Annotated in this window: 23 protein-coding genes; 13 read left to right on the forward strand and 10 right to left on the reverse strand. The window is 36.3% G+C overall.

Annotated features, from left to right (window positions below; genetic code table 11):
- Window positions 1-2 precede the first annotated feature (2 nt).
- From LF887_RS09855 to LF887_RS09870, 4 genes are all read right to left on the reverse strand, one after another.
- On the reverse strand, window positions 3-2,849 hold the full coding sequence (locus LF887_RS09855; RefSeq protein ID WP_236859019.1) for a heavy metal translocating P-type ATPase: 2,847 nt from the start codon (window positions 2,847-2,849) through the stop codon (window positions 3-5).
- A 224-nt stretch (window positions 2,850-3,073) separates the two neighbouring features.
- Entirely contained in the window at window positions 3,074-3,634 is a 561-nt protein-coding gene (locus tag LF887_RS09860; RefSeq protein ID WP_236859020.1) for a helix-turn-helix domain-containing protein, read from the reverse strand.
- Entirely contained in the window at window positions 3,631-4,026 is a 396-nt protein-coding gene (locus tag LF887_RS09865; protein ID WP_236859021.1) for an acyl-CoA thioesterase, read from the reverse strand. The genes LF887_RS09860 and LF887_RS09865 overlap by 4 nt, the downstream gene beginning before the upstream one ends.
- Before the next feature lie 96 nt (window positions 4,027-4,122).
- Complete coding sequence (locus tag LF887_RS09870; protein WP_317207806.1) at window positions 4,123-4,350, reverse strand: DUF6157 family protein; 228 nt, start codon at window positions 4,348-4,350, stop codon at window positions 4,123-4,125.
- A gap of 586 nt (window positions 4,351-4,936) precedes the next feature.
- Here LF887_RS09870 and LF887_RS09875 point away from each other — a divergent pair.
- Together LF887_RS09875 and LF887_RS09880 are read left to right on the forward strand one after the other, a co-directional pair.
- Window positions 4,937-5,299 carry an RNA recognition motif domain-containing protein gene (locus LF887_RS09875; RefSeq protein WP_076355637.1) on the forward strand — a complete coding sequence of 121 codons (363 nt, stop codon included), beginning with the start codon at window positions 4,937-4,939 and terminating at the stop codon, window positions 5,297-5,299.
- Window positions 5,300-5,439: 140 nt separating this feature from the next.
- Window positions 5,440-6,183 carry a hypothetical protein gene (locus LF887_RS09880; protein WP_236859022.1) on the forward strand — a complete coding sequence of 248 codons (744 nt, stop codon included), beginning with the start codon at window positions 5,440-5,442 and terminating at the stop codon, window positions 6,181-6,183.
- Between the two features lie 127 nt (window positions 6,184-6,310).
- On the opposite strand, the gene LF887_RS09885 is transcribed toward LF887_RS09880, so the two are convergent.
- Both LF887_RS09885 and LF887_RS09890 read right to left on the reverse strand, forming a co-directional pair.
- Complete coding sequence (locus LF887_RS09885; RefSeq protein ID WP_236859023.1) at window positions 6,311-6,805, reverse strand: BlaI/MecI/CopY family transcriptional regulator; 495 nt, start codon at window positions 6,803-6,805, stop codon at window positions 6,311-6,313.
- Between the two features lie 8 nt (window positions 6,806-6,813).
- Window positions 6,814-7,416, reverse strand: a complete 603-nt coding sequence (locus LF887_RS09890) for a phosphatase PAP2 family protein (RefSeq protein WP_236859024.1) — start codon at window positions 7,414-7,416, stop codon at window positions 6,814-6,816.
- A 639-nt stretch (window positions 7,417-8,055) separates the two neighbouring features.
- Here LF887_RS09890 and pdhA point away from each other — a divergent pair.
- On the forward strand, window positions 8,056-9,060 hold the full coding sequence (gene pdhA / locus LF887_RS09895; RefSeq protein ID WP_236859025.1) for a pyruvate dehydrogenase (acetyl-transferring) E1 component subunit alpha: 1,005 nt from the start codon (window positions 8,056-8,058) through the stop codon (window positions 9,058-9,060).
- An 83-nt stretch (window positions 9,061-9,143) separates the two neighbouring features.
- On the forward strand, window positions 9,144-10,745 hold the full coding sequence (locus tag LF887_RS09900) for a pyruvate dehydrogenase complex dihydrolipoamide acetyltransferase (RefSeq protein ID WP_236859026.1): 1,602 nt from the start codon (window positions 9,144-9,146) through the stop codon (window positions 10,743-10,745).
- 133 nt (window positions 10,746-10,878) lie between these two features.
- Here LF887_RS09900 and LF887_RS09905 read toward each other — a convergent pair whose 3' ends face one another.
- On the reverse strand, window positions 10,879-11,025 hold the full coding sequence (locus LF887_RS09905) for a hypothetical protein (RefSeq protein WP_236859027.1): 147 nt from the start codon (window positions 11,023-11,025) through the stop codon (window positions 10,879-10,881).
- A 457-nt stretch (window positions 11,026-11,482) separates the two neighbouring features.
- Between LF887_RS09905 and LF887_RS09910 the strand changes: the two genes are divergently transcribed.
- The 8 genes from LF887_RS09910 to LF887_RS09945 all read left to right on the forward strand — a co-directional run bounded on the left by LF887_RS09910 (window position 11,483) and on the right by LF887_RS09945 (window position 17,795).
- Window positions 11,483-12,151 (forward strand): ABC transporter ATP-binding protein, encoded by a 669-nt coding sequence (locus tag LF887_RS09910; RefSeq protein ID WP_236859028.1) that lies wholly within the window; start codon window positions 11,483-11,485, stop codon window positions 12,149-12,151.
- A gap of 20 nt (window positions 12,152-12,171) precedes the next feature.
- A complete protein-coding gene (locus LF887_RS09915) occupies window positions 12,172-12,750 on the forward strand; it encodes a murein L,D-transpeptidase catalytic domain-containing protein (protein ID WP_236859029.1) in 579 nt (192 codons plus the stop codon).
- Window positions 12,751-12,769: 19 nt separating this feature from the next.
- Window positions 12,770-13,447, forward strand: a complete 678-nt coding sequence (gene radC, locus LF887_RS09920; protein ID WP_236859030.1) for a RadC family protein — start codon at window positions 12,770-12,772, stop codon at window positions 13,445-13,447.
- Window positions 13,444-14,358: a hypothetical protein gene (locus LF887_RS09925; RefSeq protein ID WP_236859031.1), complete on the forward strand. Its 915-nt coding sequence runs from the start codon at window positions 13,444-13,446 to the stop codon at window positions 14,356-14,358. The genes radC and LF887_RS09925 overlap by 4 nt, the downstream gene beginning before the upstream one ends.
- Window positions 14,359-14,467: 109 nt before the next feature.
- Window positions 14,468-15,364 carry a phytanoyl-CoA dioxygenase family protein gene (locus tag LF887_RS09930; protein ID WP_236859032.1) on the forward strand — a complete coding sequence of 299 codons (897 nt, stop codon included), beginning with the start codon at window positions 14,468-14,470 and terminating at the stop codon, window positions 15,362-15,364.
- 89 nt (window positions 15,365-15,453) lie between these two features.
- On the forward strand, window positions 15,454-16,629 hold the full coding sequence (locus LF887_RS09935; RefSeq protein ID WP_236859033.1) for a hypothetical protein: 1,176 nt from the start codon (window positions 15,454-15,456) through the stop codon (window positions 16,627-16,629).
- A 24-nt stretch (window positions 16,630-16,653) separates the two neighbouring features.
- Entirely contained in the window at window positions 16,654-17,166 is a 513-nt protein-coding gene (locus LF887_RS09940; protein ID WP_236859034.1) for a hypothetical protein, read from the forward strand.
- Between the two features lie 17 nt (window positions 17,167-17,183).
- On the forward strand, window positions 17,184-17,795 hold the full coding sequence (locus LF887_RS09945; protein WP_236859035.1) for an inorganic pyrophosphatase: 612 nt from the start codon (window positions 17,184-17,186) through the stop codon (window positions 17,793-17,795).
- A gap of 92 nt (window positions 17,796-17,887) precedes the next feature.
- Here the strand turns inward: LF887_RS09945 and LF887_RS09950 are convergent, their stop codons facing one another.
- Both LF887_RS09950 and LF887_RS09955 read right to left on the reverse strand, forming a co-directional pair.
- Window positions 17,888-18,847, reverse strand: a complete 960-nt coding sequence (locus tag LF887_RS09950; RefSeq protein WP_236859036.1) for a transporter — start codon at window positions 18,845-18,847, stop codon at window positions 17,888-17,890.
- A gap of 26 nt (window positions 18,848-18,873) precedes the next feature.
- Window positions 18,874-20,595: an amidohydrolase gene (locus tag LF887_RS09955; protein ID WP_236859037.1), complete on the reverse strand. Its 1,722-nt coding sequence runs from the start codon at window positions 20,593-20,595 to the stop codon at window positions 18,874-18,876.
- Between the two features lie 135 nt (window positions 20,596-20,730).
- Here LF887_RS09955 and LF887_RS09960 point away from each other — a divergent pair, with 135 nt between their 5' ends.
- Window positions 20,731-23,466 carry a sodium-translocating pyrophosphatase gene (locus LF887_RS09960; RefSeq protein ID WP_236859038.1) on the forward strand — a complete coding sequence of 912 codons (2,736 nt, stop codon included), beginning with the start codon at window positions 20,731-20,733 and terminating at the stop codon, window positions 23,464-23,466.
- 72 nt (window positions 23,467-23,538) lie between these two features.
- On the opposite strand, the gene LF887_RS09965 is transcribed toward LF887_RS09960, so the two are convergent.
- Window positions 23,539-24,678: an aminotransferase class I/II-fold pyridoxal phosphate-dependent enzyme gene (locus LF887_RS09965; protein WP_236859039.1), complete on the reverse strand. Its 1,140-nt coding sequence runs from the start codon at window positions 24,676-24,678 to the stop codon at window positions 23,539-23,541.
- Window positions 24,679-24,750: the final 72 nt, after the last annotated feature.

Here is a 24,750-nt window from a genome sequence, read left to right on the forward strand (position 1 = left end):
TATTATTTTATATCCAGATCCACTGAGTTTAATCTTAATGAATTCAAAATCACAGACAGTGAACTGAAGCTCATTGCAGCTGCAGCAATCATTGGTGATAAGAGAATTCCAAAGAATGGATACAATAATCCTGCCGCTACCGGAACTCCCAGGACATTATAGATGAATGCGAAAAATAAATTCTCTTTGATATTTTTAATAAGCTTTTCACTTAATAACTTTGCTTTGGCAACTCCCAGAATATCTCCTTTCAGTAAAGTGATTTCTGCGCTTTCAATGGCTACGTCAGTTCCGGTTCCCATTGCAATTCCCACATCAGATTGGGCCAGGGCAGGAGAGTCATTGATTCCGTCACCGGTCATGGCTACTATTTTGCCTTGCTGCTGTAGTCTTTTTACCTCGTTCAGTTTATCTTCCGGAAGACAGTTTGCTTTAAAGTGTTTTATTCCAAGCTCATCAGCTACAGCTTTAGCGGTATGTTCATTATCTCCTGTCATCATGATAACGTCAATTCCTTCGTCCATCAGTTGTTTTACGGCTTTTTTAGAGCTTTCTTTGATCTTATCTGTAAAACTGATGAAGCCCAGTACGTTTTGGTCTTGCGCAATATAAGAGATGGTATGCGCCTTTGACTGTACTTCTACAGCTTTTTGTTTTAAAGCATTCGGAATCTGAATCTGATGAGAGGTCAGTAGGTTTTCATTCCCCAGATAAGCTGTTTTACCATTGATATTTCCTTTGACACCCTTTCCGGAAATGTTTTCAAACTGATTTACTTTTTCCGCAGATACCTTTTCCTCTTTAGCTTTTTTAATGACTGCATTGGAAAGCGGGTGTTCAGAGTTTTGATTTAATGAAAATGCTAATTTTAAAATCTCGTTTTTATCACCGTTGTTTACGGTTTCAATATATTCTACAGATGGTTTTCCCTCTGTCAGAGTTCCTGTTTTATCAGTGATTAAAACATTTATTTTATTCATCTGTTCAAGCGCTTCAGCGTTCTTGATCAGAATACCATTTTTAGCACCTTTCCCAATTCCTACCATTAAGGACATTGGTGTGGCAAGGCCAAGAGCGCACGGACATGCAACAATCAGAACAGCAACGGCATTTACAAAAGCAAATAAACTTCTTTTCCCTTCAGGTCCGAAAAACTGCCATACAATAAATGTAAGAACAGCAATAAGGATTACTGTAGGAACGAAGACTTTAGCCACCTTATCAGTGAGTTTCTGAATAGGAGCTTTGCTTCGGCTGGCTTCATTCACCATTTTGATAATCTGGGAAAGGAGAGTTTCGTCACCTACTTTTTCAGCCTTCATAATAAACACCTGATTCCCATTGATTGTTCCCGAAGAAACTCTATCATCTATATTCTTTTCAACAGGAACGGGTTCTCCTGTAATCATGCTTTCATCAACAATTGAATTTCCTTCAACGATTTTTCCGTCCACCGGAATTTTTTCACCAGGTTTTACTTTTAGCAGGTCTCCTATTTTAACCTGAGAAAGTAAAACTTTTTTTTCCTCCCCGTTGATCATCAGATTAGCCTCGTCCGGTGAGAGATTCATTAATTCTTTAATGGCATTACCTGTTTTCTTATGGGCTGCTGCTTCCATCAGCTGGCCTAAAATGACAAGAGTCAAAATAACACAGACTGCTTCGAAATACAGCGGGATCTCATGATTGTGGCTGCGAATTTCGTGAGGAATAATATCCGGAAAGATTAGTGCTGTAATACTGAAGATAAAGGCAGCTGCCACTCCGAGAGCGATAAGGCTGAACATATTAAGGTTCCAGGTTGTAAAAGAAACCCATCCTCTTTTCAGCAGAAACCATCCGGAATAAAACATAACAGGAAGGGTGAGGGCAAGCTCAATAACCGCTTGAATCTGGTGAGAAAAAGGGAAATTGATAAACATTCCACCCATAGAGAGAATAAAAACAGGGATGGTAAAGGCCAATGAGATAATAAATTTCCTTTTTAATATGTTATAGGTTTCATCTTCATCATCATCTCCACTGTCAGGCATTCTTACGAGATCCATTCCGCAGATAGGGCAGTCACCAGGTTCATCACGAATAATCTCAGGATGCATGGGGCAGGTGTATTTTGCGGTTTTCTTTTCAGGATATTTTACAAGATCCATTCCACATACCGGGCATCCTACATTAGAGTCATAGGTTTGATCACCTTCACAGTACATTGGACAGTAATATCTGCCAGCCATTTCATCAGTAACTTTTGGAGCTTCCTGATGATGACTGTGTTCATGAGAATGAGAATGCTGGTGTATGTCTGCTTTTTGAGCAAGGTCTTCAGTAATAGGCTCTAAGTGCATATGACAAACGGGGCAGTCTCCTTTTTCATCATATACTTTGTCTTTTTCACAGAACATCGGGCAATAATATTTTCCAATATTATCTTTAAAGTTTTCCGGAAGATGTGTAGATGAATAAGTGGGTTTATAGCCAGGGTCTTTTGCCAGTTTCTCTTCAATGGGAACAAGGTACATATTACATATAGGGCATCTTTCGCCTTGCTTAAAGTAAAGTTTTTCACCTTCGCACTCCATTGGGCAGTAATATACTGACGATGGCGATACGCGGTCCTGAGGTTTTACAAAAGCTTTTTCCGGATTATTAGGGTCTTCAAGTCTGTATTTTCCAATTTCTGCCAAAGCATCGTTTAAAACCGAAAGTCCGATCTCAGGATCGGAAGTGATTGTTGCTATACCGCTCTCCAGATTGACATCAGCTTTTACCCCCTGAACACTGTTCAGTTGATTCGAAATCTTTTTCTGGCAACCTGAACAGGTCATTCCAAGTATTTTATACTGTCGTTCCATGATTCTTAAATTTATATTACAAATTTCCAAAATGGAATGGTAAGGCTGTTATAAATTTAAGGATAATAGTTATAAAATTAAGAACGGCGTAAATTGGAGTTCGGAGGAAAAGTGTAATTCTTGTCAGAAATACGCATAATTAAGAGCGAAATCCGGATATTGAAACCATACACATTTCTCGTACTAATTCCTACGTTTGTAAAGTTTCTTTATTTCCGGATGTACTAAACATTATCAAGTGATTTCCTGTTGTGCTCCTTCAGTTTTTTAAATGCAGTAGGAGTGAAGCCTGTGATATTTCTGAATTGTGAAGACAGATGCTGAACACTTTTATAGCCGAGTTTTCCTGCGATTTCAGTAAGATTGAATTCATTATATAGAAGGAGCTCCTTTACTTTTTCTATTTTTTGAAGAATGAAAAATTGTTCTAAAGTAATATTTTCATTTTGTGAGAACGTTTTGGAAAGAGAACTATAGTCTTTATGAAGCCTTGAACTTAAAAATTCAGAAAGAAGAAAATCTTCATCAATATCCAGCTCACTGACTTTCAGAATGATCATATTTTTTATTTTTTCGGCAAGCTGATGTGCAGAATCCATAATTCTTTCAAAGCCGGTATCAAGGAGCTGCTGTTCGATAATCTGCATCTTTTCTGCGGAAACTTCACTATCTGTTTCTACTTCACCCAGTATAATGGATTTTATTTTTATATCCGAAGAATTGAAGATGTTTTCTACAGCAGCAATACATCTGTTACAGACCATATTCTTTATGAAAAATTTCATAATCCGTTGTTTAGCCTGTCTTTTACAAATTCGATCTGAGTTTTACCATGAGGAGCAGGATTTCCATCAGCATCAAGGTTAACCATAACAATCTTTTCAACTGTAATAATAGTCTGGTGGGTCATTTTGTTTCGGACATCACATCTTAAAGTAATAGAGGTGGAACCGAAGCTCATGGCTTCAATACCTATTTCAATAATATCCCCCTGTTTGGCAGAGCTTACGAAATTGATTTCGGAAATGAATTTGGTAACCACTTTTGTGTTTTCCAGCTGGATAATAGCATATAATGCTGCTTCTTCATCAATCCATTGTAATAGTCTCCCTCCAAAAAGAGAGTGGTTAGGATTCAAATCTTCGGGTTTTACCCATTTTCTGGTATGGTAGTTCATGTTGTAATAATTTATTAATACAAATTTAGTGTTAAAAGCTGATGTTGTCAAAAGAATCGTATTTATTGATCTGAACAGAATTATTCATTTTCTCAATCATTTTCTTTTGGAGCGCATGGTTATAGTCTTTGTGATTGACAGATCCTTTAAGAACTTTTGATAATCTTCACGCTCTATAGGAAATGAGGCTGCTTTCCCTTCATTATAATGAATTCCAAATCCGTATCTTTTGGCTAAAGGGGAAGTGCGCGGGCATGGCTGACCTTTGGAAAAGAATATATGTCTTTTCTTTCTTTTCAGGAGGTGTTTGAGAATGAGAAACAGGGGAGTCTTCTGCTACTACAGTGAGGGGGGATATGATTTGTGGTATGTGAGTGTAAAATTTATGAAAATCTGAACAGTTAAAACACTTTGTAAATATAATGCTATTCTTATAGATTATAAAAGAAACCCTCTGTCGATCTATGAAACTTTGTAAAACTTTTATTCCTTATTTATATGATAAAATTCATTTTATACGGAAGGGCCATTTTAATTCGATCAGCCATAATTGATAATATTGAAAGTGAATCAATGTATTTCTATCATTGTTTTTAAAGAATAAATTAAATAATTACAATTTATATGATAATATTTAATGTAAAATTTTCTTTTTTTAATTATTTAACGTAATTTTGATTTTAGATAAATAGGAGTTTAAGGCGTTGGTTCTTAGTTTTTTATTTGTTTTTGAAGGGTGCTTTTATGATGAGATTCAACATAATGTGAGAAATATTAAAAAAAAGCTTTGATTTGAAATATTTAATTGTATCTTGCATACGTTTATATTTGGAATCAATATTTGTTCATTAATTTATGTTGTTTTTCTTTTATATACCAAATTTTTATTAATTTTTATAATTTATTCAAAATGAACATTTTTGTTTCAAACATCAATTACGCAACTAAAGAGTATGAGTTGCACGATCTATTCGCAGAATTTGGTGATGTATCATCAGCTAAAATCGTTACAGACAGAGAAACTGGTCGTTCTAGAGGTTTCGGTTTTGTAGAGATGGGTGATGAAGAAGGAAAGCAAGCTATTGAAGCTCTTAACCAAAAAGAATTCAATGGAAAAACTTTAAACGTATCTGAGGCTAAGCCAAGAGAAGAAAAACCAAGAAGAAGCTTCGACAACAATAGAGGTGGAGGTTACGGAAACAACCGTGGAGGTAACGGTGGTGGATACGGTGGAAACAGCCGTGGAGGTAACGGCGGTGGAAATCGTTGGTAAAAAATATGAAGCGGCTTTTTAGCCGCTTTTTTTATGAATTTTAATTGGCAGTAAATCATTCAATTAGTTATTTGTATTGAATTTGAACGTATTTTGGCATAATTTTAGAAAATTCACAATCAATCAAAATAGTAATTATAATGAAAAAACATTTATTAGCATTCATGATGATGTTTGGCGGATTATTAATCAATGCACAAAACATTTATTCCGGTCAGAACATTGAGCAGAACAGGAAATACTGGGCAAGTAACAATAGATATTATCTTATTTTTCAGAATGACGGTAATCTGGTTATGTACAACAGAGGCGGAGGCTCAGTTTGGGATTCAAAAACAACCAACAGGGGAGTTAAAGCTGTTTTTCAGGAAGATGGTAATCTGGTAGTGTATTCGCCGGGAAACCAAGTTGCTTTCACATCTAATACTTATGGGAAAAGAGCAGATAGATTAACAATTCAGGATGATGGTAACCTAGTTATCTACAATAGATCTACTCCTTTATGGGCTTCACAGGGGAATATTAAAAATGATAATAATAATAACCGCGGTGGAGACTATGTAAATACCGGGCACAGATTCCGTAGAGACGTAAAACTTTACTCTTCTGACCGTAATTATTATTTAATGTTTCAGGATGATGGTAACCTTGTTTTATCCAATAGAAATGGTTCTCCAATCTGGACAACAGGAACAGGGAATAGAGGAGCAAGAGCTGAGTTTCAGAATGATGGTAACCTAGTTGTATATGATTCTTATAATAAAGCAATATGGATTTCAAATACTTACAATAAAGGTGCTACGAAACTTATGGTACAGAATGACGGAAACCTGGTGATCTATGGAAATAATTATCCAATCTGGGATTCAAAAACTCAGAGATAATAATATTAAGATACTTGTGAAAATAGAATTGGCTGCCCTTTTAGGAGCAGCCAATTCTATTTTATAGGATCATATAATTCTCTAGTTCTATTATATAATACAGAACGTATTAAAAGAGGAAAGATGATTACTGATCTTTTTTCTTCTTTTTCTTTTTTTCTTTCTCTTTCTCTTTTTCCTTTCCTTTTGTTTTCTTCTCCTTTTTAGGACTTAGGATTTCATCTGCATACTCAAATTTTGGTTCTTCCACTTTTGCCGGTTTTATTTCGATTTTAAGATCAAAATATCCTTTCAGATCGTTTTGTGATATTAGTTTTTCAATAAAGAGGAAGTCCAGAATCTCTTTTCCGGAGTCATTGAAGAAATTATGAGACAGTTCTTTCAGTAGGAATTTTTTGTATTCTTCCAAAGGAACAAGTACAGTATATTTGAATATTCTCCCTTCTTTAACAGTAGACAGATATCCTTTTTCAACCAATATTTTTAAATAAGTAGATACCGTGTTCTGATGTGGTTTCGGTTCAGGGTGCTGCTCCATAATATCCTTCAGATAGAAAGATTCCATTTTCCAAAACAGCTTCATAAAGTTTTCCTCTGCGGCAGTAAGATGATTAATTTTCATAGGGCATTCTAATGTTGAAATTGAATATGGCAATAAAGATAGATAAAAGATACCACAAAAGCTATCCCAGCCCCCATAAATACTTCTTTTACGGTGTGCCTTTTCAGAATAATCCGGGTAACTCCTACTAAAACAGCTACTCCCAACCATAGTATTCCCATCTTCTGATCTAAGGTGAAAAATAATGCTGCTACAAATACATTGAATGCCGTATGCATTGAACTTTTAATAAAAAGATTGCTGATCTGAAGAGCGAAAAGCAATATTAAAACAAACAGCATCACGAGATCTACATATCCGTTTTTTATATAATTAAAAATAAGATAACCGATCACGCAGGCTGCAATAAAAATATACAGTGTTTTCCGCTGAACTCTGTTGGATACATCCATATTGGTATACCTTCCTGTTTTTACATTCCAGACCAGCCAGATAATAATGGGGGCAATAATTATTAATAATACAGGAACGAAATAAAGAAGAGATTCCTGAAAAGTGTATTCCCTGATACTCATATAAATAAAGAAAATGACCAGAGAAACCAAAGGATTGAAAAAATCAGAAATAACTTTCGAAATTTTGTGTGGTACTGAGGATGGGATTTCTTCCATATTCAAGTTTAAACATTAAATACAAATATAAGACTATAACATCGAATAACAAGTGAATATAATGTAATGTATAGAGAGGGAAGATGAACAGAAGCAATAATCAACACTTATTATTTTCGTTGGAACAGCGCCTCTTTACCCGTCTGAATGGATAGGTCGCAGCGCCACAAACAAACAGCCCGGAACCGGTTTATGACTGGCCACTAAATGAAGAGACATTAAAGCCCGGACACCAACGAAATGGAGTGTCTTATCAGGGAGAATTGAAGAATTACCCCACAATCTACAGATTTTTTCCCCAAAAATAAGCTGTTGAAATTACCAAAAGGTATGTTAATAATAATTAAAGCTGAAAAAAACAAGAGATAAAATATAAAGGATTTCTGTGCTTTATATCTTGGATGTTATTTCAGCAAAACCTTATGAACAGGGTGGTTTTTTATAAACCGTAAGTAGGAATACAACAGATCAGATGTTACTTTACGGAGATTTCTGCGGGTCGAAAATTAAGAATAATACACTCCGCCTGCAAATAGATTTCAGAGAAAAAGTGAAAAGTTATCTATGTATAGAATAAAAACAAAGTTTTTTTCCTAATTTTGCTCAACTATTTCATCATATAAAAGCAAGAGCTAACACATGAAAGAATTTTCTAAAGAGGTATACCTGAAGTGGTATGAAGATATGACAATGTGGAGAAGGTTTGAAGACAAATGCCGTTCTCTTTACCTAAAACAAAAGATCAGAGGATTTTTACATTTGTATAATGGTCAGGAAGCAATCCCTGCCGGATTCACACATGCAATGGATTTGTCTAAAGACAGTATGATTACTGCTTACAGATGTCACATCCATCCAATGGCGATGGGAGTAGATCCTAAAAGAATTATGGCTGAACTTTGCGGTAAAGCAACTGGAACATCCGGAGGTATGGGTGGATCTATGCACATTTTCAGTAAAGAACATCGTTTCTACGGTGGACACGGTATCGTTGGAGGACAGATTCCTTTGGGTGCTGGTATTGCTTTCGCAGATAAATATTTTGACAGAAAAGCTGTTAATATCTGTTTCTTCGGAGATGGTGCTGCGAGACAAGGTTCTTTACATGAAACTTTCAACATGGCAATGAACTGGAAACTTCCTGTAGTATTTGTGGTAGAAAACAACCAGTATGCAATGGGAACTTCTGTGAAAAGAACTGCCAACCACGAAGATATCTATAAATTAGGATTAGGATATGAAATGCCTTGTCTTGCTGTAGATGCAATGGACCCTGTAAAAGTAGCAGAAGCTGCTTATGAGGCAATTGAAAGAGCAAGAAGAGGTGACGGGCCAACATTCATCGAGGCTAGAACATATCGTTACAGAGGACACTCTATGTCTGATGCTGAACCTTACAGATCTAAAGAAGAAGTAGCTATTCACAAGAATGATGACCCAATTGAATTGGTAAAACACAGACTTCTTGAAAATGGATGGGCTACAGAACAAGAATTGGAAGTTATCGATAACAAATCAAGAGACTTTGTTGAAGAATGTATCGAATTCATGGAAAATTCTCCATATCCAGATGCTGAGAAGATCTATGAATATGTGTATTCTCAGGAAAATTATCCATTCTTAGACAAATTAGAAAATCAATAAATAAAAATTAATTTGAAATTTGAAATTTGAAATTTCCGAAAAATCTCAAATCTCAAATCTCGAATCTCAAATCAATATAGATTATGGCAGAAGTAATTACGATGCCCCGCCTGTCCGACACTATGACGGAAGGTAAAGTGGCAAAATGGCATAAAAAAGTAGGGGACAAAGTAAAAGAAGGAGATATTTTAGCTGAAATTGAAACTGATAAAGCAGTTCAGGATTTCGAATCTGAAATAAACGGTACTCTTTTATACGTAGGTGTAGAAGAAGGTGCTGCTGCTGCTGTAGACTCAGTTTTGGCAATTATCGGTAATGAAGGAGAAGATATTTCAGGCTTGACAGGCGGAGCTGCTGCTCCCAGTGCAGGTTCTGAAGAAAAAAAATCAGAAGAACAGCCTAAAGCAGAAGCTGCTCAAACTGTTGCTGCAGAAACTCCGGCAGGTGTAGAACTTATTACAATGCCAAGACTTTCTGATACCATGACAGAGGGGAAAGTGGCTAAATGGCATAAAAATGTAGGCGATACAGTAAAAGAAGGAGACCTTCTTGCTGAAATCGAAACAGATAAAGCAGTACAGGATTTCGAATCCGAATTCAATGGAGTACTATTGAAGCAGGGAGTAGAAGAAGGAGGTGCTGCCCCGGTGGATTCCGTACTGGCTATCATTGGCCCTGCAGGAACAGATGTTTCAGCAGTAGGTGCTGCTCCACAAGCTGCTCCGGCATCAGATAAGCCTGCTGAACAAAAAGCAGAAGCTAAAACTGAAGAGAAAGAGGCTCCGGCTGTAAGCTCTTCATCTTCTGACAGAGTTGCAATTTCTCCATTGGCTAAGAAAATGGCTCAGGATAAAGGAGTTGATATCAACAGTGTTCAGGGTTCTGGTGAAAACGGAAGAATCGTTAAAAAAGATATTGAAAACTATCAGCCTGCTGCTAAACCAGCTGCTTCAGCTCCGGCTGCAAGTGCTGCTGCTGCTCAGGTTGCTGTAAGCTTTGTACAGGGTGAAGATACGGAGACTCCAAACTCTCAGGTAAGAAACGTGATTGCAAAACGTCTTGCTGAAAGTAAATTCTCTGCACCTCACTACTATCTGATGGTTGAGATCAATATGGATAAAGCAATTGAGGCCAGAAAAGAAATCAATTCTATACCAGATACAAAAATTTCATTCAATGACATGATCATTAAAGCTACTGCAATTGCTTTAAGAAAACACCCTCAGGTTAATTCAAGCTGGGCAGGAGATAAGATTATTCACAGAGGAAACATTAATGTGGGTGTAGCGGTAGCTATTCCTGACGGGCTTGTGGTTCCTGTATTGAAGAATACAGATCAGATGAGCTATACTCAGATTTCTGCTTCTGTGAAAGATATGGCTTCAAGAGCTAAGAACAAAGGCCTTAAAGCAAACGAAATGGAAGGATCTACATTCTCTATTTCCAACTTAGGAATGTTCGGAATCGAGACGTTCACCAGTATTATCAACCAGCCTAACTCTGCAATCCTTTCAGTAGGAGCTATTATCGAAAAACCAATCGTGAAGAACGGACAGATCGTAGTAGGAAACACAATGAAGCTTTCATTGGCATGTGACCACAGAGTAGTAGACGGTGCTACCGGTGCTCAATTCTTACAGACATTAAGAACATATTTAGAAAATCCATTAACGCTGTTACTGTAATTTTCCAGATTGAAAATATTAAAACCTCCCAATTTGGGAGGTTTTTGTTTTTTATACCCTTATAAAACTACTTTTTCAGAATTTTTATTTCTTCTTTCAGTTCTTTTAACTACGCTTTCAATTCTACTATTCTTTATTCATATTGCTCTGTCAGTTTTTCTGAAATATTATAATTGATGGTTTTGTTTTGGACCAGACCGTTTCCATGATCACTTGGCAAATTTGAAGAGTCATTGTTAATCAGTACATATCCTTCTTCAGGTTTCATAATCTCTTCCATATTAACAACAGGTTTATATATAGCTACAGGATTCATCCAACAAAAAATACGATAATTTGTTTATATAGTTGAACTAATTGTAGAGTTGGCTGGGGAGATATTTATTTGAAAAAAAAATAGTACACAAATCTCCCGGACCTAAAGAGCACAGTCAATGGTAATCACTGAGCAGAATTGTCCTGGAAATCCTGACAGAACTATATATCTTACGGAAACAGAAGGTTTGATTTTCACGAAACAATAATGAAGAAAATCTTGATATTTTGCTTATCAATTTTGTTTTTGTACGAATTCTAGCATTTGGAGACTGGAAAGACGAACCAAAATAGTTGAAAATATTAATGAAAAGACTTTTTCAAATGGATTAGAAGAATATGATAGTATTAAAATACTAATAAAATATAAGCCGTTTGAAAAAGCGGTTTTTTATTTGCAGGCAATTCACTATTTTTGAATCATGATTAAAGCAAGAAATATCCATAAATCATATGGTAATTTAGAAGTACTGAAAGGAGTTGATATTCATATCAAAATGGGGGAAGTTGTTTCTATTGTTGGAGAATCTGGAGCAGGTAAATCTACATTGCTGCAGATTCTTGGAACTCTTGATCATCCCAGCCAGTCCAATAAATACGATACTGAAATTGCAATAGCCGGAGAATCATTTATCAATATGAATGATAAACAGCTGTCTAAATTCAGAAATCAGAATATTGGTTTTGTATTTCAGTTTCATCAGCTTCTTCCGGAGTTTACAGCACTGGAAAACGTATTGCTTCCGACAAGAATTGCCGGAGCCAATGAGAAAGAAGCACTTGAGAAAGCTTATGCTCTGTTTGAAGATCTGAAGATAGAACAGAGATTGCAGCATAAGCCCAATCAGCTTTCAGGTGGAGAAGCTCAAAGGGTGGCTGTAGCAAGGGCTTTAATCAATTCCCCGAAAATTATTTTTGCAGATGAACCCACGGGTAACCTGGATTCTAAAAATGCAGACGATCTTCACAGGTTGTTTTTCGATCTGAGGGACAAATACAACCAGACTTTTGTAATTGTGACACATAACCCAAACCTTGCGGAGATCACAGACCGGAAGCTTGTGATGAAAGACGGAATGATCATAGAATAACAGCATCCCAGCTTAACCAAATGATGAAACACTTTATTTTCCTTTTTATATCTTTAATTTCCTTTTCAAAAGCTAATTCTCAGCAGTTGAAAACTTTCGATTTGCCCCAGACAAGGGTGGCGGAAGTTAAAAACTACATTAAGGGAAAAGAATATAATCAGGGATTGGCGATTTTTATTAACTTTAAAGTACCTTCCGGAAAATACAGGTATTGCATTTACGACCTGAAGAATGATAAAATAGTACAGAAAGCTGTTGTATCTCATGGCTCAGGCTCTGTACTTCCAGGCTCTGATGTGCTGAAATTCAGTAATACAGATGGTTCTTATCAGTCTTCCCTGGGGAAATACTCAGTTGGGGAAAGTTATATCGGAAAATTTGGAAAAGCATATCGCTTAAAAGGATTAGAATCTTCCAACAGCAATGCAATGCAAAGAGCCATTGTTCTTCATTCGTTTGGATGTATTCCCGATAAAGAATCTCAGTCTCCCGTATGCCTGAGTTTAGGATGTCCAATGCTTTCAGTAAATGCTTTGAAAGAGTCTGCAAAATATATTGATAAGTCAAAACAGCCGATCATTTTGTACGCGTTTTATTAATCACCAATAATTTATTTCCATGACTATAAAATTTCTTGCCAAAGATGACAGACCAAGAGAAAAATTTTTGCAGAAAGGCAAAGATTCACTTTCTGATTCAGAACTGCTGGCCATCATTATGGGAAGTGGAAATAAAGAGGATAGCGTAATAGAGCTGGCAAGAAAGATCCTGACTTCAGTTAACAACAGCTGGCATCAATTGAGTTTGCTTTCAGCTAAGGATCTGATGAAATTTAAAGGAATTGGCGAAGCAAAAGCCATCTCTATTATTTCAGCATTAGAAATAGGACGAAGAAGAGCAGGGCAGGAAATTCCCGAAAAATCTATTATTGAAAATAGCAAAAGTGCTTATTTAGTTCTCAAAAATCAGCTTTCCGATTTAAGAACTGAAGAATTTTGGGCTATTTTACTTAATAATAGTAATAAAGTAATTCATGTTTCACAGCTTACACAAGGAGGGATTAGTCAATCTATTGTAGATGTAAGAATTTTGTTTAAAACAGCTCTGGAGCATTTTTCTACAGGAATTATTATTGCTCACAATCATCCTTCAGGGAGTCTGAAACCAAGCAGGGAAGATATTAGTATCACACAAAAAATAAAAGAAGCAGGAAATTCGTTAAATATTCAGCTTTTAGACCACATTATTATTACTCAGAATTCATATTATAGTTTCTCGGACGCAGGATTGTTATGATTAGAAGATTGAAATACCATGAAATTGATTTTGTAAAATATGCTCATTGTTTAGACCGTTCTGAACAGAGAAAATACAGTGCCTCGAAAGACTTTTTAGATGTTACTTCAGAAAGGCAGTGGGAAGTTTTGGTGTATGGAAATTACGAAGCTGTAATGCCTGTGCCTTACCTGAGAAAATATGGAGTTAAAATTGTACACAATCCAAAGCTTTGCCAGCAATTGGGGGTTTTTTCAGCTAAAGATGATGCTGATCTTAATGAAGCGTTTTTAGAATATCTAAAAAAAAATTACCTGATAAGAATCTATTGTTTTAATGATGATAATCATTTCCGTACAAAAATCCGGATTAAAAAAAATTTTTTACTTTATCCTGATTCTTATGAGGCTATATATGCGAAGTACTCTCCAAAAAGGAAGAGAAAGCTCCGCCTGGATGAGGAAATTCTAAAAGACTCGGAGATCAGGACTATTTCCTATGATAAGGCCAGAACCTTTATAGAAGCCAATACAATAGGAACGGATAAAGACAGTGACTTGTTTGATTTTATGAGGATTTTTGAAAGCTTTTATAATTTAAACACTCTGAAATTCACAGCTTTTTATTATCAGAATAAAATTGTCAATGCAATTGCTACTTATGGAGATCACTCTATGGTCGCTCTTTTAGGAAATTTTAATGATAAAGATTATGTAAAATTATCCGGAGCATCAGTCTTAATTGATCATATACTTAAGGAAGTAATTGAAACTCATATTTTTGATTTTGAAGGAGGAGAATTGCCAAATATTGAAGAGTTTTTCAGGGGTTTTCGTCCAGAATTAAGACCGTATGGAATTATTGAAAATTCAAAAAAGGACCTTCTTAAGAAACTAGGTAGCCTTATTATGGCAGGAAAAGCTTTTTTATAATGAAAAGAGTTGTTTAGATTGGTTCTAATTAAGCAGGATTCCGTAACTTTATACAATACTTATTAAAACAGTTATGCTACAACAGATTCGTCAGTACAAATTTTCATATATGCTATATAACTTATTCAAAAAAAGCAAGTTAAAGCATAATATTCCATTATATAAAAAATACGGAATCAATAAGAGCTATTTTTCCAGTATTTCCAGTAAAGATTTTGCTCACCTTCCTGCTAAAGAAAGAATGGCAGATGATCGTAAGCTGACTGAAACTCCTTTTTACAAAACATTATCAGAAGAAAACAGAGAAAGTGCCCTTCAGTATGATGATAATGGCTATATGATTCTCAGAAATTTTTTAAGCCCCGAAGATGCCGATAAGATCAATGCAGAAATCGATAATTTGATGGAAAATGGCACTCTGAAGTTTCGTTATGGCGGAAAACTTATGTTTGCCATTCATCATTCGGAAATAATCAGGAATATTGGAAATGATAAAAATTTTTTGGAGTTTTTATCTGTTTTGATAGATGGGAAAGCAAAATTATTTCAAAGTATTAATTTCATTAATGGCAGCCAGCAGAAGACACATTCTGACAGTATTCACATGACTACCTACCCGTTGGGAGGACTTTTGGGAGTTTGGATTGCTCTTGAAGATGTAGATGAAACCAACGGAGCTCTGCACTATATTCCTGGAAGTCATAAACTTCCTTATTTCCTGAATTCTGATTATGAAAATGAAGGCTCAGCCTTGAAAATTGGGAAGAAAAGTTATAAAGCATATGAAGAATTTCTTGAAGGAAAGGTAAAAGAACTAGGTTTGAAAAAAGAAGTTTTTCGGGCGAAAAAAGGTGATCTACTGATATGGCATGCTAATATTCTACACGGTGGAGAGCCGCATACTGATAAAAATAAAACCAGAAAAAGTTTAGTCTATCACTTTTTTGATCAAAACAGCGTATGCTATCATGAGGTAACCCAGAGACCGGCTTTGTTTGAACTTTAATTTTTCAGGCATTTATTTTAAGGTAACTTTTGTAAGAATGCATTTTTAGAAAGATAGTTTTTTACTTTTGTATTCTTATAACAGAACGTATGAAAAAAAAGGAAAATATTTTTGTTTTTATATTTTCAGTCTATGTATGTATCATGTCATACTATCTTTATACCCATCAGTATTACAATACGGATATGGAGGCCTATATGGGATTGATTTATAAAACAGAATATCCTGATATGAAGATCGAAGAAATTCATCAGAAAGTATATGATGAATTGAAAGAAAAAAATCCTCATTTTGCCGGTTTAGATCCCATAAACTCTATGGTGGAAGAGATAGCAGAAGGTGAAAGCACGTATTATAAGATCATATCAGAAAATCCCAAAGCATACGAAGAAGAATTACAGCTTTTTGCAGTAAAACCGTTTTATAATTTCATCAACTGGTGTTTCTTTAAAATTGGGGCTAGCGCTTCTACTTCTACATTTTTAATCTCAATTATTTCATATGCACTGATTCTGATTCTGATTTTTTCTTTTTTGATAAAAATTCTGAAAAATTATACCCTTGCTTTTATTATAACGTTCTTATTTTCATTGTTTAAACCCTTGCTAGAGTCAAGCAGACATGCCTCTGCGGATTCTTTATCCTGTTTATTGCTGCTTTTAAGCTTTTATGTATTCAGTATCAAAAAGAATTTCCTTGCAGCAAGTATTTTTGCAATGCTGTGTATTCTTACCAGACCAGAGTATTTTATTTTTTACTCATTCCTCTACGGATTTATATACCTTTACAGAACCAGTCTCCAGATCACAACAAGAACGTTGCTGGTATCTTATGGATATCTTTTCCTGTCCTTCTTTTTGATACAGGTTTTTAATCAGGTTTCGTGGTCTGTTTTATTTATGAACCAGTTTACAAAAGTGCAGATTTATCCTGTATCGCATCCTGATTCATTCCATTTTGCTGATTATCTGCAGTTTATTAAAAGTAATATAATGCTGGAGTTCAATGCTTCATATTTTCCGGTGTTATTGCTTTTCATAGTCATTATTCTGGCTAATCATTTTTATTTGCAGAACAAAAAAAATCAGGCTCAGGTTTTGTTTTTTGGTATTATTTACTGCACAGTCTTTTTAAGATTTCTGGTTTTTCCGTCATTAGTCAACAGGATGATGCTGGGCTATTACCTTTTAATTATACTATCTATAATTTATATACAGAATTCTAAAGTGGATATCTTTAAAAACTCTTTACAAGACGGAAAATAATTAGTAGTTTTGCAGTCTAAAATTATGATGAGTCTTTCAGGATATCTACCTTATGCATTTGCATTGATTATTGCAATTCCTTTTCTGGTTTTGCTCAGACAATTTGTACATTCATATATCACCCTTAAAAATCAGGAGATTAAACTGCTTACTGTGAAATCAAATTCTGAAAATAAGGCACACTCCTATGAAAGAATGACCCTGTTTCTGGACAGGATCAAGCCATCAAACCTGGTCCAGAAATTTGATAAACAGCTCGCAGTTCATGAATTTATTTTTCTTACAGAGAAGACTATTAATGATGAGTTTGAATATAACTCTTCACAACAGCTTTATATCACAAAAAATTCCTGGAAGAATATCGCAGACTCTAAAAATGCTATTATAGATCTGCTTCATAAAACATATGACGGATTGAAAGGAAATGCCGAACTGGAAGAGTTCAAGACTATCTTTATCATGAACTATATGGAAGACAACGATTATATTGCGGCAACGATAGAGGATTTAAAAAGAGAAATTTTAATAATAACTTAAAAAATAACAGATAAATAATGATTCCAAATTTTAAAGCACATCCATGGCACGGAGTTTCTGCAGGAGAAGATGCGCCAAATGTTGTAAACGTATTTGTGGAAATTGTACCTTCAGATACTATTAAATATGAAGTAGATAAAGAAACAGGATATTTAAAGGTAGACAGGCCTCAGAAGTTTTCCAATATCATTCCGGCTTTATATGGTTTTGTGCCAAGAACATACTGTCATACTGAAGTAATGAAGCTTGCGGTTGAAGCTGGTGCTACTGATGTAACGATGGGTGATCATGACCCTCTTGATATCTGTGTTTTGAGTTCTCACAATATTCATGCAGGAGGTTTATTGATGGAAGCTATTCCAATCGGTGGTTTCAAAATGATCGATGGAGGAGAAGCTGATGATAAAATTGTTGCAGTAATGATCAATGACCATGCTTTCGGACACTTCAGAGATATTACTGAATTACCTGAAGCAGAAGTTAAAAGATTAATGCATTACTTCCTAACTTATAAAAACCTTCCTGATGAGCCTGCAAAATGCAGAATCCAGGAGGTATACGGAGCAGAACATGCAAGAAAAGTAATCGTAGCTTCTCAGAAAGACTACGCTGAAAAATTCGGAGGATAATATTCCTTTCCAGGCATAACAAAAAAGCAGATGAATTTTCATCTGCTTTTTGCTTTATATATTTTTGATAGTATTTAAGCCTTTTTGAAATATCAGTGGTTGGTGCTTGGGATTAAGAAATTAAGCCCAACCTGAATGGCGGTTCCTCCAAATCTGTTTTCCACTGCGAAATTTTGAGTGATTCTTCCCATTAGTCCAATTTTCATTGGAACAATCCAATAAGATGCAAATGCACCAATTCCTGCGATCTGATCAGATGCAAAACCTCCGTTAGTTCCTTTGTCATTACCAACCTGAGTTGTGTAGTGGCCAAAAAGACCTATTTCATCACCTCTTGAATCCAAAACAAATGATCCTCCGGCATCTATGGTAAAATGACTCGCTTCTTTAAAATCAGTATCTTTTTGCCAGTGATTGACTTCTAAAGTAGTGGCGATACTAAGATTCGTTTTAGAAGTTGGTTTCACTTTTCCGGCTACACGGATGTTGTGAGACCAATATCCATGTCCGCCATTATCCAGATCATGAGGTTTATATTTTCCTGTAGGGGCCCAAACCCCATAATTTACAGCATAGCTGAACTTTCCTTTGGTCCAGGATAACCATATTGGCTGAATATACATATCTCCAAACCCAATACTTTTATTGGTGAAAACATAATTTCCTGATCCTGTCTGGCTGGAGTAATAATCCAGTGCAATATTAGCGGTAGGACTATTCAGGGTAGGGATAATCATCATTCCCCAGTTGGCTCCCAAAACTTTTCCTTTTCCTCCATAAATTGCCATCAGAATAAAAGAATTGGTCTTTACATTCTGTTTAATATGTAATTCGGTGGGATTTCCGGGAGCCGGATTAATAAGCTGGTCAGACTTTTGGCCTGAAGCGTTATGATAATCCATATTGGCATAGCCATACCAGACAGGAATAATCCATCCCGGATGTGGAGCAAAATAATCATTGGGATTAAAAGAAGATCCTGTATAGTGGCCCTGTCCAAAAGCAGAAGCTCCTGATATAAGACCAAAAAAAAGTATAATAATTTTTTTCATGATAAATGGGTAATCAGTAAATGTATCTAGTCTCTTTTGTATAGGGTATTACCTTCTTTTATGGTTTCGAGAACTTTAATGTCTCTAAGATTTTCAGGATCTATTGTTAAAGGATTCTGATCAAGGATGACAAAGTCAGCTAGTTTACCAGCCTTGATAGAACCTTTTCTATCTTCTTCCTGTAATTGATAAGCTCCGTTAATAGTAATTGCTTTTAAGGCTTCAAGAGGGGTAATTCTTTCATTGGGACCTAAAATCATTCCTGATCTGGTTTTTCTATTCACTGCTGCATATACTGCTGTAATCAAATCGGGTGGTGTAACTGGAGAATCATGATGGATTGTAAAAGTAATTCCTGCTTTTAATGCTGAATTGGCCGGACTTATAAAAGAGGCTCTTTCAGGACCAAAAACACTTGAATAATGCCAATCTCCCCACAAATAGGCATGGGTGGAAAAATAAGACGGAATTACTCCTAATTCTTTTATTTTTTGAATATGATCAGGGCGGCTGTTCTGTACATGGATTAATGTAGCACGCAGTTCTGGCTTATAAATATTTTCATCTTTTAACCTTTTAATGACACGTATTGCCTGATCTATTGCAGCATCTCCATTTACGTGAAGCTGTGCCGTTATGTGATTTTGAAAAAGTGTTTTCAGATCTTCATACAATGTGTCATCGGAGAAGATCGGAAACCCCTTATAATCTTTAGACTGTCCTTCCGGGGGAACTAAATAAGGCTGAGTAAGCCATGCCGTTTTACCCTGTGGAGAGCCGTCATCGGAAAATTTAAACCCTGCCAACTTCAAATGATTGTCATACTTCATATACTTTGGCCTAAAAGCCTCGAAATCTTTTTTGAAATATTCATAATCCGGAAAATAAACAACATCCGCTTTAAGGAGATTTTGAGAAGCAGCTTTTTCTAATAGTGCTACATTTTCTCCCATTGTCCTTCCGTCACAAATGGTTGTCTGTCCGTAGCTGAGCCATTCGTTCTGGGCTTTCATCAGATTTTCCATAGCATGGGCCTGAGTATCCTTACCTTTACTCATCATTTCAGTTATTGTAAGTAAGGCTGTAAAGCTTGCATTTTCCTCTAATTTTCCATTTAATTTTCCAGTTTTCTTATCTCTTCCAATATGGCCTCCCGCAGGATCTTTTGATGATTCTGTTATTCCCACAAGTTTCAGCATCGCACTGTTGGCTACGCTGGCATGACCTGAAGCATGAATAACAATGATAGGATTAGTCTTACTGATTGCATCCAGTTCTGTCTTTGTAGGATGGCGGTGTTCTACCATAATAGCATCATCATAACCATTTCCGATAACAGGTTGCTTATCGGCGATCTTATTGCTTTTAATGTAGTTTTTGATTGCAATCTGCAGATCTTTAATTGAATTCACAGTACCATAAGGGTCAGGAGACAGATCTACCGCGTCCATTGTTCCCGCTCTTGAAGTAAGGTGCCCATGAACATCAATAAAGCCGGGAAGTAAGGTTTTCCCATTCAGATTAATCATCTTAGTCGTTGGCTCCAAGTAGCGGTCTGCGTCTGACTTCGTTCCCGCAAAAAGTATTTTCCCATCTTTTACTGCTACGGCCTCCACGCGAGCAGGAGTGTTTTCCATCGTCAGAATAGGTCCTCCAAAATAGAGTATTTCCGCTTTTTCCCTGGGAGCTCTGTTTTGACAACTGCTTATTACAGCTGCTAAAAAAAGAGTGTAGAGTGTTTTCTTCATAATAATTAATTCAAATAGGTGTGAATAGTAAATTTACAAAATAATATATTATTATGGATGGTTTTTATTAAGTGTTTATAAATTGAGTATATTTATAAGACTAATTACATTTTTTTAATATAAAAATAATAAACTATGGATTTGTTCTATTTAATTCCTGTTTTTGGTGTGGTGGCTTTAGTCTATACTTATATTCAAAGCAATTGGGTAAGTAGGCAGAATGCTGGAAACGAAAAAATGAAAATAATCAGCGGACACATTGCTGATGGTGCAATGGCCTTTCTAAAAGCCGAATACAAAATTTTAATGTACTTCGTAGTAGTGGTTGCTATTTTACTGGCTATAATGGGAGCTAGTAATGCCAATTCACACTGGAGTATAGGGCTTGCCTTCGTAGCAGGGGCCATATTTTCTGCCTCAGCAGGATTTATTGGGATGAAGATCGCTACAAAGGCAAATGTAAGAACTGCTGAAGCAGCAAGAACATCACTTTCCAAAGCGCTTAAGGTATCTTTTGCAGGAGGTTCTGTGATGGGTATGGGAGTTGCAGGGCTGGCTGTTTTGGGTTTGGGAGCTCTGTTTTTGATCATTAAACAGATTTTTGCACCCGAAGCCACGGTAGATTCTCACGAAATGGAAAGAACAATTGAAATTCTTACCGGATTCTCTCTGGGTGCCGAATCTATAGCTCTTTTTGCAAGAGTTGGAGGCGGAATTTATACAAAAGCAGCAGACGTTGGCGCAGATCTGGTAGGAAAGGTAGAAGCGGGAATTCCTGAAGATGATCCCCGAAATCCGGCAACTATTGCAGATAATGTAGGAGATAATGTAGGAGATGTTGCGGGCATGGGAGCGGATCTTTTTGGGTCTTATGTGGCTACTGTTCTTGCCACTATGGTATTGGGAAGAGAAACAATCTCTAATGATTCTTTTGGAGGTTTTGCACCCATTCTTTTGCCGATGCTGATTGCAGGAACCGGGATTATATTTTCGATGATAGGAACCCTGTTTGTAAGAATCAATGATAATGAAGGTTCATCTACATCCAGTGTACAGAATGCACTGAACTTAGGGAACTGGGGAAGTATTGTTATTACTGCCGTCGCATCCTATTTTCTGGTAACCTATATTCTTCCTGAAAAAATGGTTCTAAGAGGGCATGAGTTCACAAAAATGGGCGTGTTTGGAGCTATTATGGTAGGATTGGTTGTAGGAACCTTAATGAGTATCATTACAGAATATTATACAGCCATGGGAAAAAGACCCGTCTCCAGTATTGTCAGACAGTCTTCCACAGGCCATGCAACCAATATTATCGGAGGACTTTCCGTTGGAATGGAGTCTACTTTGCTGCCGATTATTGTGTTGGCAGGCGGAATTTATGGTTCTTACTTATGTGCAGGGCTGTATGGAGTAGCTATTGCAGCGGCAGGGATGATGGCTACCACAGCAATGCAGCTGGCCATTGACGCTTTTGGACCAATTGCCGATAATGCAGGAGGTATTGCCGAAATGAGTGAACTGCCGAAAGAAGTCCGTGAAAAAACAGATATTCTCGACGCGGTAGGAAATACAACAGCGGCTACAGGAAAAGGATTTGCTATCGCTTCAGCTGCATTAACTGCATTAGCTTTGTTTGCTGCTTTTGTAGGAATTGCCGGCATCGATGGAATAGATATTTACAGGGCCGATGTTTTAGCTGGGCTGTTTGTAGGCGGGATGATACCATTTATATTTTCTTCATTAGCCATCACGGCAGTGGGGCAGGCTGCAATGGCCATGGTGGAAGAGGTCAGAAGACAGTTTCGCGAAATTCCCGGAATTTTAGAAGGAAAAGCACAGCCGGAATATGAAAAATGTGTTGCCATTTCTACGGATGCTTCCATTAGAAAAATGATGCTGCCTGGAGCTATTGCAATTATTTCTCCATTACTAATGGGCTTTATCTTTGGTCCTGAAGTGTTGGGAGGATTTTTAGCTGGTGCTACAGTAACTGGAGTTCTGATGGGAATGTTTCAGAATAACGCAGGAGGAGCCTGGGATAATGCAAAAAAATCATTTGAAAAAGGAGTAGATATCAACGGACAGACTTATTATAAAGGATCTGAACCTCATAAAGCTTCTGTAACAGGAGATACTGTGGGAGATCCGTTTAAAGATACTTCCGGCCCTTCTATGAATATCCTTATTAAGCTGATGTCGATTGTCTCATTAGTGATAGCACCTACTCTTGCTGTGCTGCATAAAGATAAAATTGAAGCCAACAGAAAGGCTAAGCTGGAAAGCCTTATGAGAATTTCCAATATGAATTCAACTGCATTGAATACAGATCTTACCGGAGTGCCGTCTTCACCTAGTGAAGTGAAAGGTCATCTTAACGAAAACGGAGATTTTGTGTATGAAACAGGTAATATCCAGAAAATAAAACTGAACGGAGGTCAAACTATTGCCTTAGGAGATGGTAGCCAGCTTTATCAGCTTTATCAGGCTGTTAAGCAAAGAGATAAGTCTATATTGGATTCTAATAAATGGTATACCATTGAAAACCTTTATTTTCAAACAGGATCAAGTGATCTGAAAGCTGGTTATGAAATGCAGCTGAATATCCTGGCTGAAATCTTAAATGCTTATCCTGATATGAAAATAAAGCTAGGCGGTTATACTGATAACAGCGGAAGTGAAGAAAGCAACCAGCAGCTTTCCAGTTTACGGGTACAAACAGCAAAGCTTAAGCTTTTGGAACTGGGTGTTCCTGCGGACAGAATAGAAGCTGAAGGCTACGGAATACAACATCCTGTTTGCGAAGCTAATGATACCGATGAATGTAAGGCAAAAAACAGAAGAATTGATGTAAGAGTTCTGGCTTTTTAAAATCAATTGAAAATACTATTAAAGCACCGTTTTTGCGGTGCTTTTTTATAGGTGCCGGATTGAATTTAAGAATTAAAGATTTTTTCTCAGATGTTCCAAAGCCTGAATGATTACTTCATCTTTTTTAGCAAAGCTGAACCTTATATAATCTGAATCATGTCTTGAATGATAAAACGCTGAAAGAGGAAGGCAGGCCACTTTCTTCTCTACAGTCAGCCATTTTGAAAACTCTACATCAGTCATGGTACGGGAAATATTTCTGAAATTGACGATCTGGAAAACACTTCCTTCTGCCTTTTGTTCAATGATCAGGGATGTTTCTTTAAGAAGATCGTTAAAAATATCTCTTTTCCTCTGCATTATGACGGTATTCATTTTCGGATCAAATACTTCCATATATTTTGCCAAAGCATACTGAGCCGGAACATTGGCACTGTAAGAAATATATTGCTGGTGGCACCTGAATCCTGCCGTTAACTCTTCGGAAGCGAGCATATAACTGACTTTCCACCCTGAGGTATGAAACATTTTTCCAAAGGAAAAAATACAAAATGTCCGTTTTCTAAGCTCAGGATGAATAAATGAGCTGTAATGATCAGTCTCATCATAACAGTAGGTATCATAAATCTCTTCCGAAATCAAATAGATCTCACGGTTTTTGATGAGGTCATACAACTGGTTCCAGTCTTCTTTTTTCCAAATTTTTCCGGTTGGATTTTGTGGGGAATTGACAATAATAGCTTTTGTTTTTTCAGAAATGCAATCTTTGAATCCGTCCCAGTCTACAGTAAAATCATCTTCTAGATCATAGTACACCGGAACCCCTCCATTCATTACCACAGAAGGCCCATAAGTATAATAGGAAGGTTGAATAATGATAACTTCATCATTTTGATTCAGAATAGATTTGAGTGCAGTATATAAAGCAAAAGTTGCACATGGGATAATAGTTACTTCCCGGGTGGTAACAGCAATGCTGTTTTTTCTTTTTGCATTAAAATTAACAATATTTTTAATCAGGAGAGGGTTACCGGCAAGAGGTTCATAATTATGAGTGGCGAGTTCAGCCGATTCTTTTAAAAAGAATTTGAGCCTTTCATCAATATCAAAATCAGGAAGACCTAACGAAAGATCATAGCTTCCATGCTTTGATGCCAATTCGGACATTGCTGTAAAAAAGGAATAATGAGTATAATTCTGTATTTCCTTCATCTATTTTGTAATTTTCTCAAATGTAATAAAAAATTAATGCAGTATTGATTTTAATTTTTGTGATATATTAAT

Origin of the sequence: Chryseobacterium sp. MEBOG06 (assembly GCF_021869765.1) — a bacterium.
GTDB lineage: Bacteria > Bacteroidota > Bacteroidia > Flavobacteriales > Weeksellaceae > Chryseobacterium.

Excerpts from the sequence above, each read along its gene's own strand:
- LF887_RS09855 (WP_236859019.1), bottom strand. The coding sequence starts at position 2,849 with ATGGAACGACAGTATAAAATACTTGGAATGACCTGTTCAGGTTGCCAG.
- LF887_RS09860 (WP_236859020.1), bottom strand. The coding sequence starts at position 3,634 with ATGAAATTTTTCATAAAGAATATGGTCTGTAACAGATGTATTGCTGCT.
- LF887_RS09865 (WP_236859021.1), bottom strand. The coding sequence starts at position 4,026 with ATGAACTACCATACCAGAAAATGGGTAAAACCCGAAGATTTGAATCCT.
- LF887_RS09875 (WP_076355637.1), top strand. The coding sequence starts at position 4,937 with ATGAACATTTTTGTTTCAAACATCAATTACGCAACTAAAGAGTATGAG.
- LF887_RS09880 (WP_236859022.1), top strand. The coding sequence starts at position 5,440 with ATGAAAAAACATTTATTAGCATTCATGATGATGTTTGGCGGATTATTA.
- LF887_RS09885 (WP_236859023.1), bottom strand. The coding sequence starts at position 6,805 with ATGAAAATTAATCATCTTACTGCCGCAGAGGAAAACTTTATGAAGCTG.
- LF887_RS09890 (WP_236859024.1), bottom strand. The coding sequence starts at position 7,416 with ATGGAAGAAATCCCATCCTCAGTACCACACAAAATTTCGAAAGTTATT.
- pdhA (WP_236859025.1), top strand. The coding sequence starts at position 8,056 with ATGAAAGAATTTTCTAAAGAGGTATACCTGAAGTGGTATGAAGATATG.
- LF887_RS09900 (WP_236859026.1), top strand. The coding sequence starts at position 9,144 with ATGGCAGAAGTAATTACGATGCCCCGCCTGTCCGACACTATGACGGAA.
- LF887_RS09905 (WP_236859027.1), bottom strand. The coding sequence starts at position 11,025 with ATGGAAGAGATTATGAAACCTGAAGAAGGATATGTACTGATTAACAAT.
- LF887_RS09910 (WP_236859028.1), top strand. The coding sequence starts at position 11,483 with ATGATTAAAGCAAGAAATATCCATAAATCATATGGTAATTTAGAAGTA.
- LF887_RS09915 (WP_236859029.1), top strand. The coding sequence starts at position 12,172 with ATGATGAAACACTTTATTTTCCTTTTTATATCTTTAATTTCCTTTTCA.
- radC (WP_236859030.1), top strand. The coding sequence starts at position 12,770 with ATGACTATAAAATTTCTTGCCAAAGATGACAGACCAAGAGAAAAATTT.
- LF887_RS09925 (WP_236859031.1), top strand. The coding sequence starts at position 13,444 with ATGATTAGAAGATTGAAATACCATGAAATTGATTTTGTAAAATATGCT.
- LF887_RS09930 (WP_236859032.1), top strand. The coding sequence starts at position 14,468 with ATGCTATATAACTTATTCAAAAAAAGCAAGTTAAAGCATAATATTCCA.
- LF887_RS09935 (WP_236859033.1), top strand. The coding sequence starts at position 15,454 with ATGAAAAAAAAGGAAAATATTTTTGTTTTTATATTTTCAGTCTATGTA.
- LF887_RS09940 (WP_236859034.1), top strand. The coding sequence starts at position 16,654 with ATGATGAGTCTTTCAGGATATCTACCTTATGCATTTGCATTGATTATT.
- LF887_RS09945 (WP_236859035.1), top strand. The coding sequence starts at position 17,184 with ATGATTCCAAATTTTAAAGCACATCCATGGCACGGAGTTTCTGCAGGA.
- LF887_RS09950 (WP_236859036.1), bottom strand. The coding sequence starts at position 18,847 with ATGAAAAAAATTATTATACTTTTTTTTGGTCTTATATCAGGAGCTTCT.
- LF887_RS09955 (WP_236859037.1), bottom strand. The coding sequence starts at position 20,595 with ATGAAGAAAACACTCTACACTCTTTTTTTAGCAGCTGTAATAAGCAGT.
- LF887_RS09960 (WP_236859038.1), top strand. The coding sequence starts at position 20,731 with ATGGATTTGTTCTATTTAATTCCTGTTTTTGGTGTGGTGGCTTTAGTC.
- LF887_RS09965 (WP_236859039.1), bottom strand. The coding sequence starts at position 24,678 with ATGAAGGAAATACAGAATTATACTCATTATTCCTTTTTTACAGCAATG.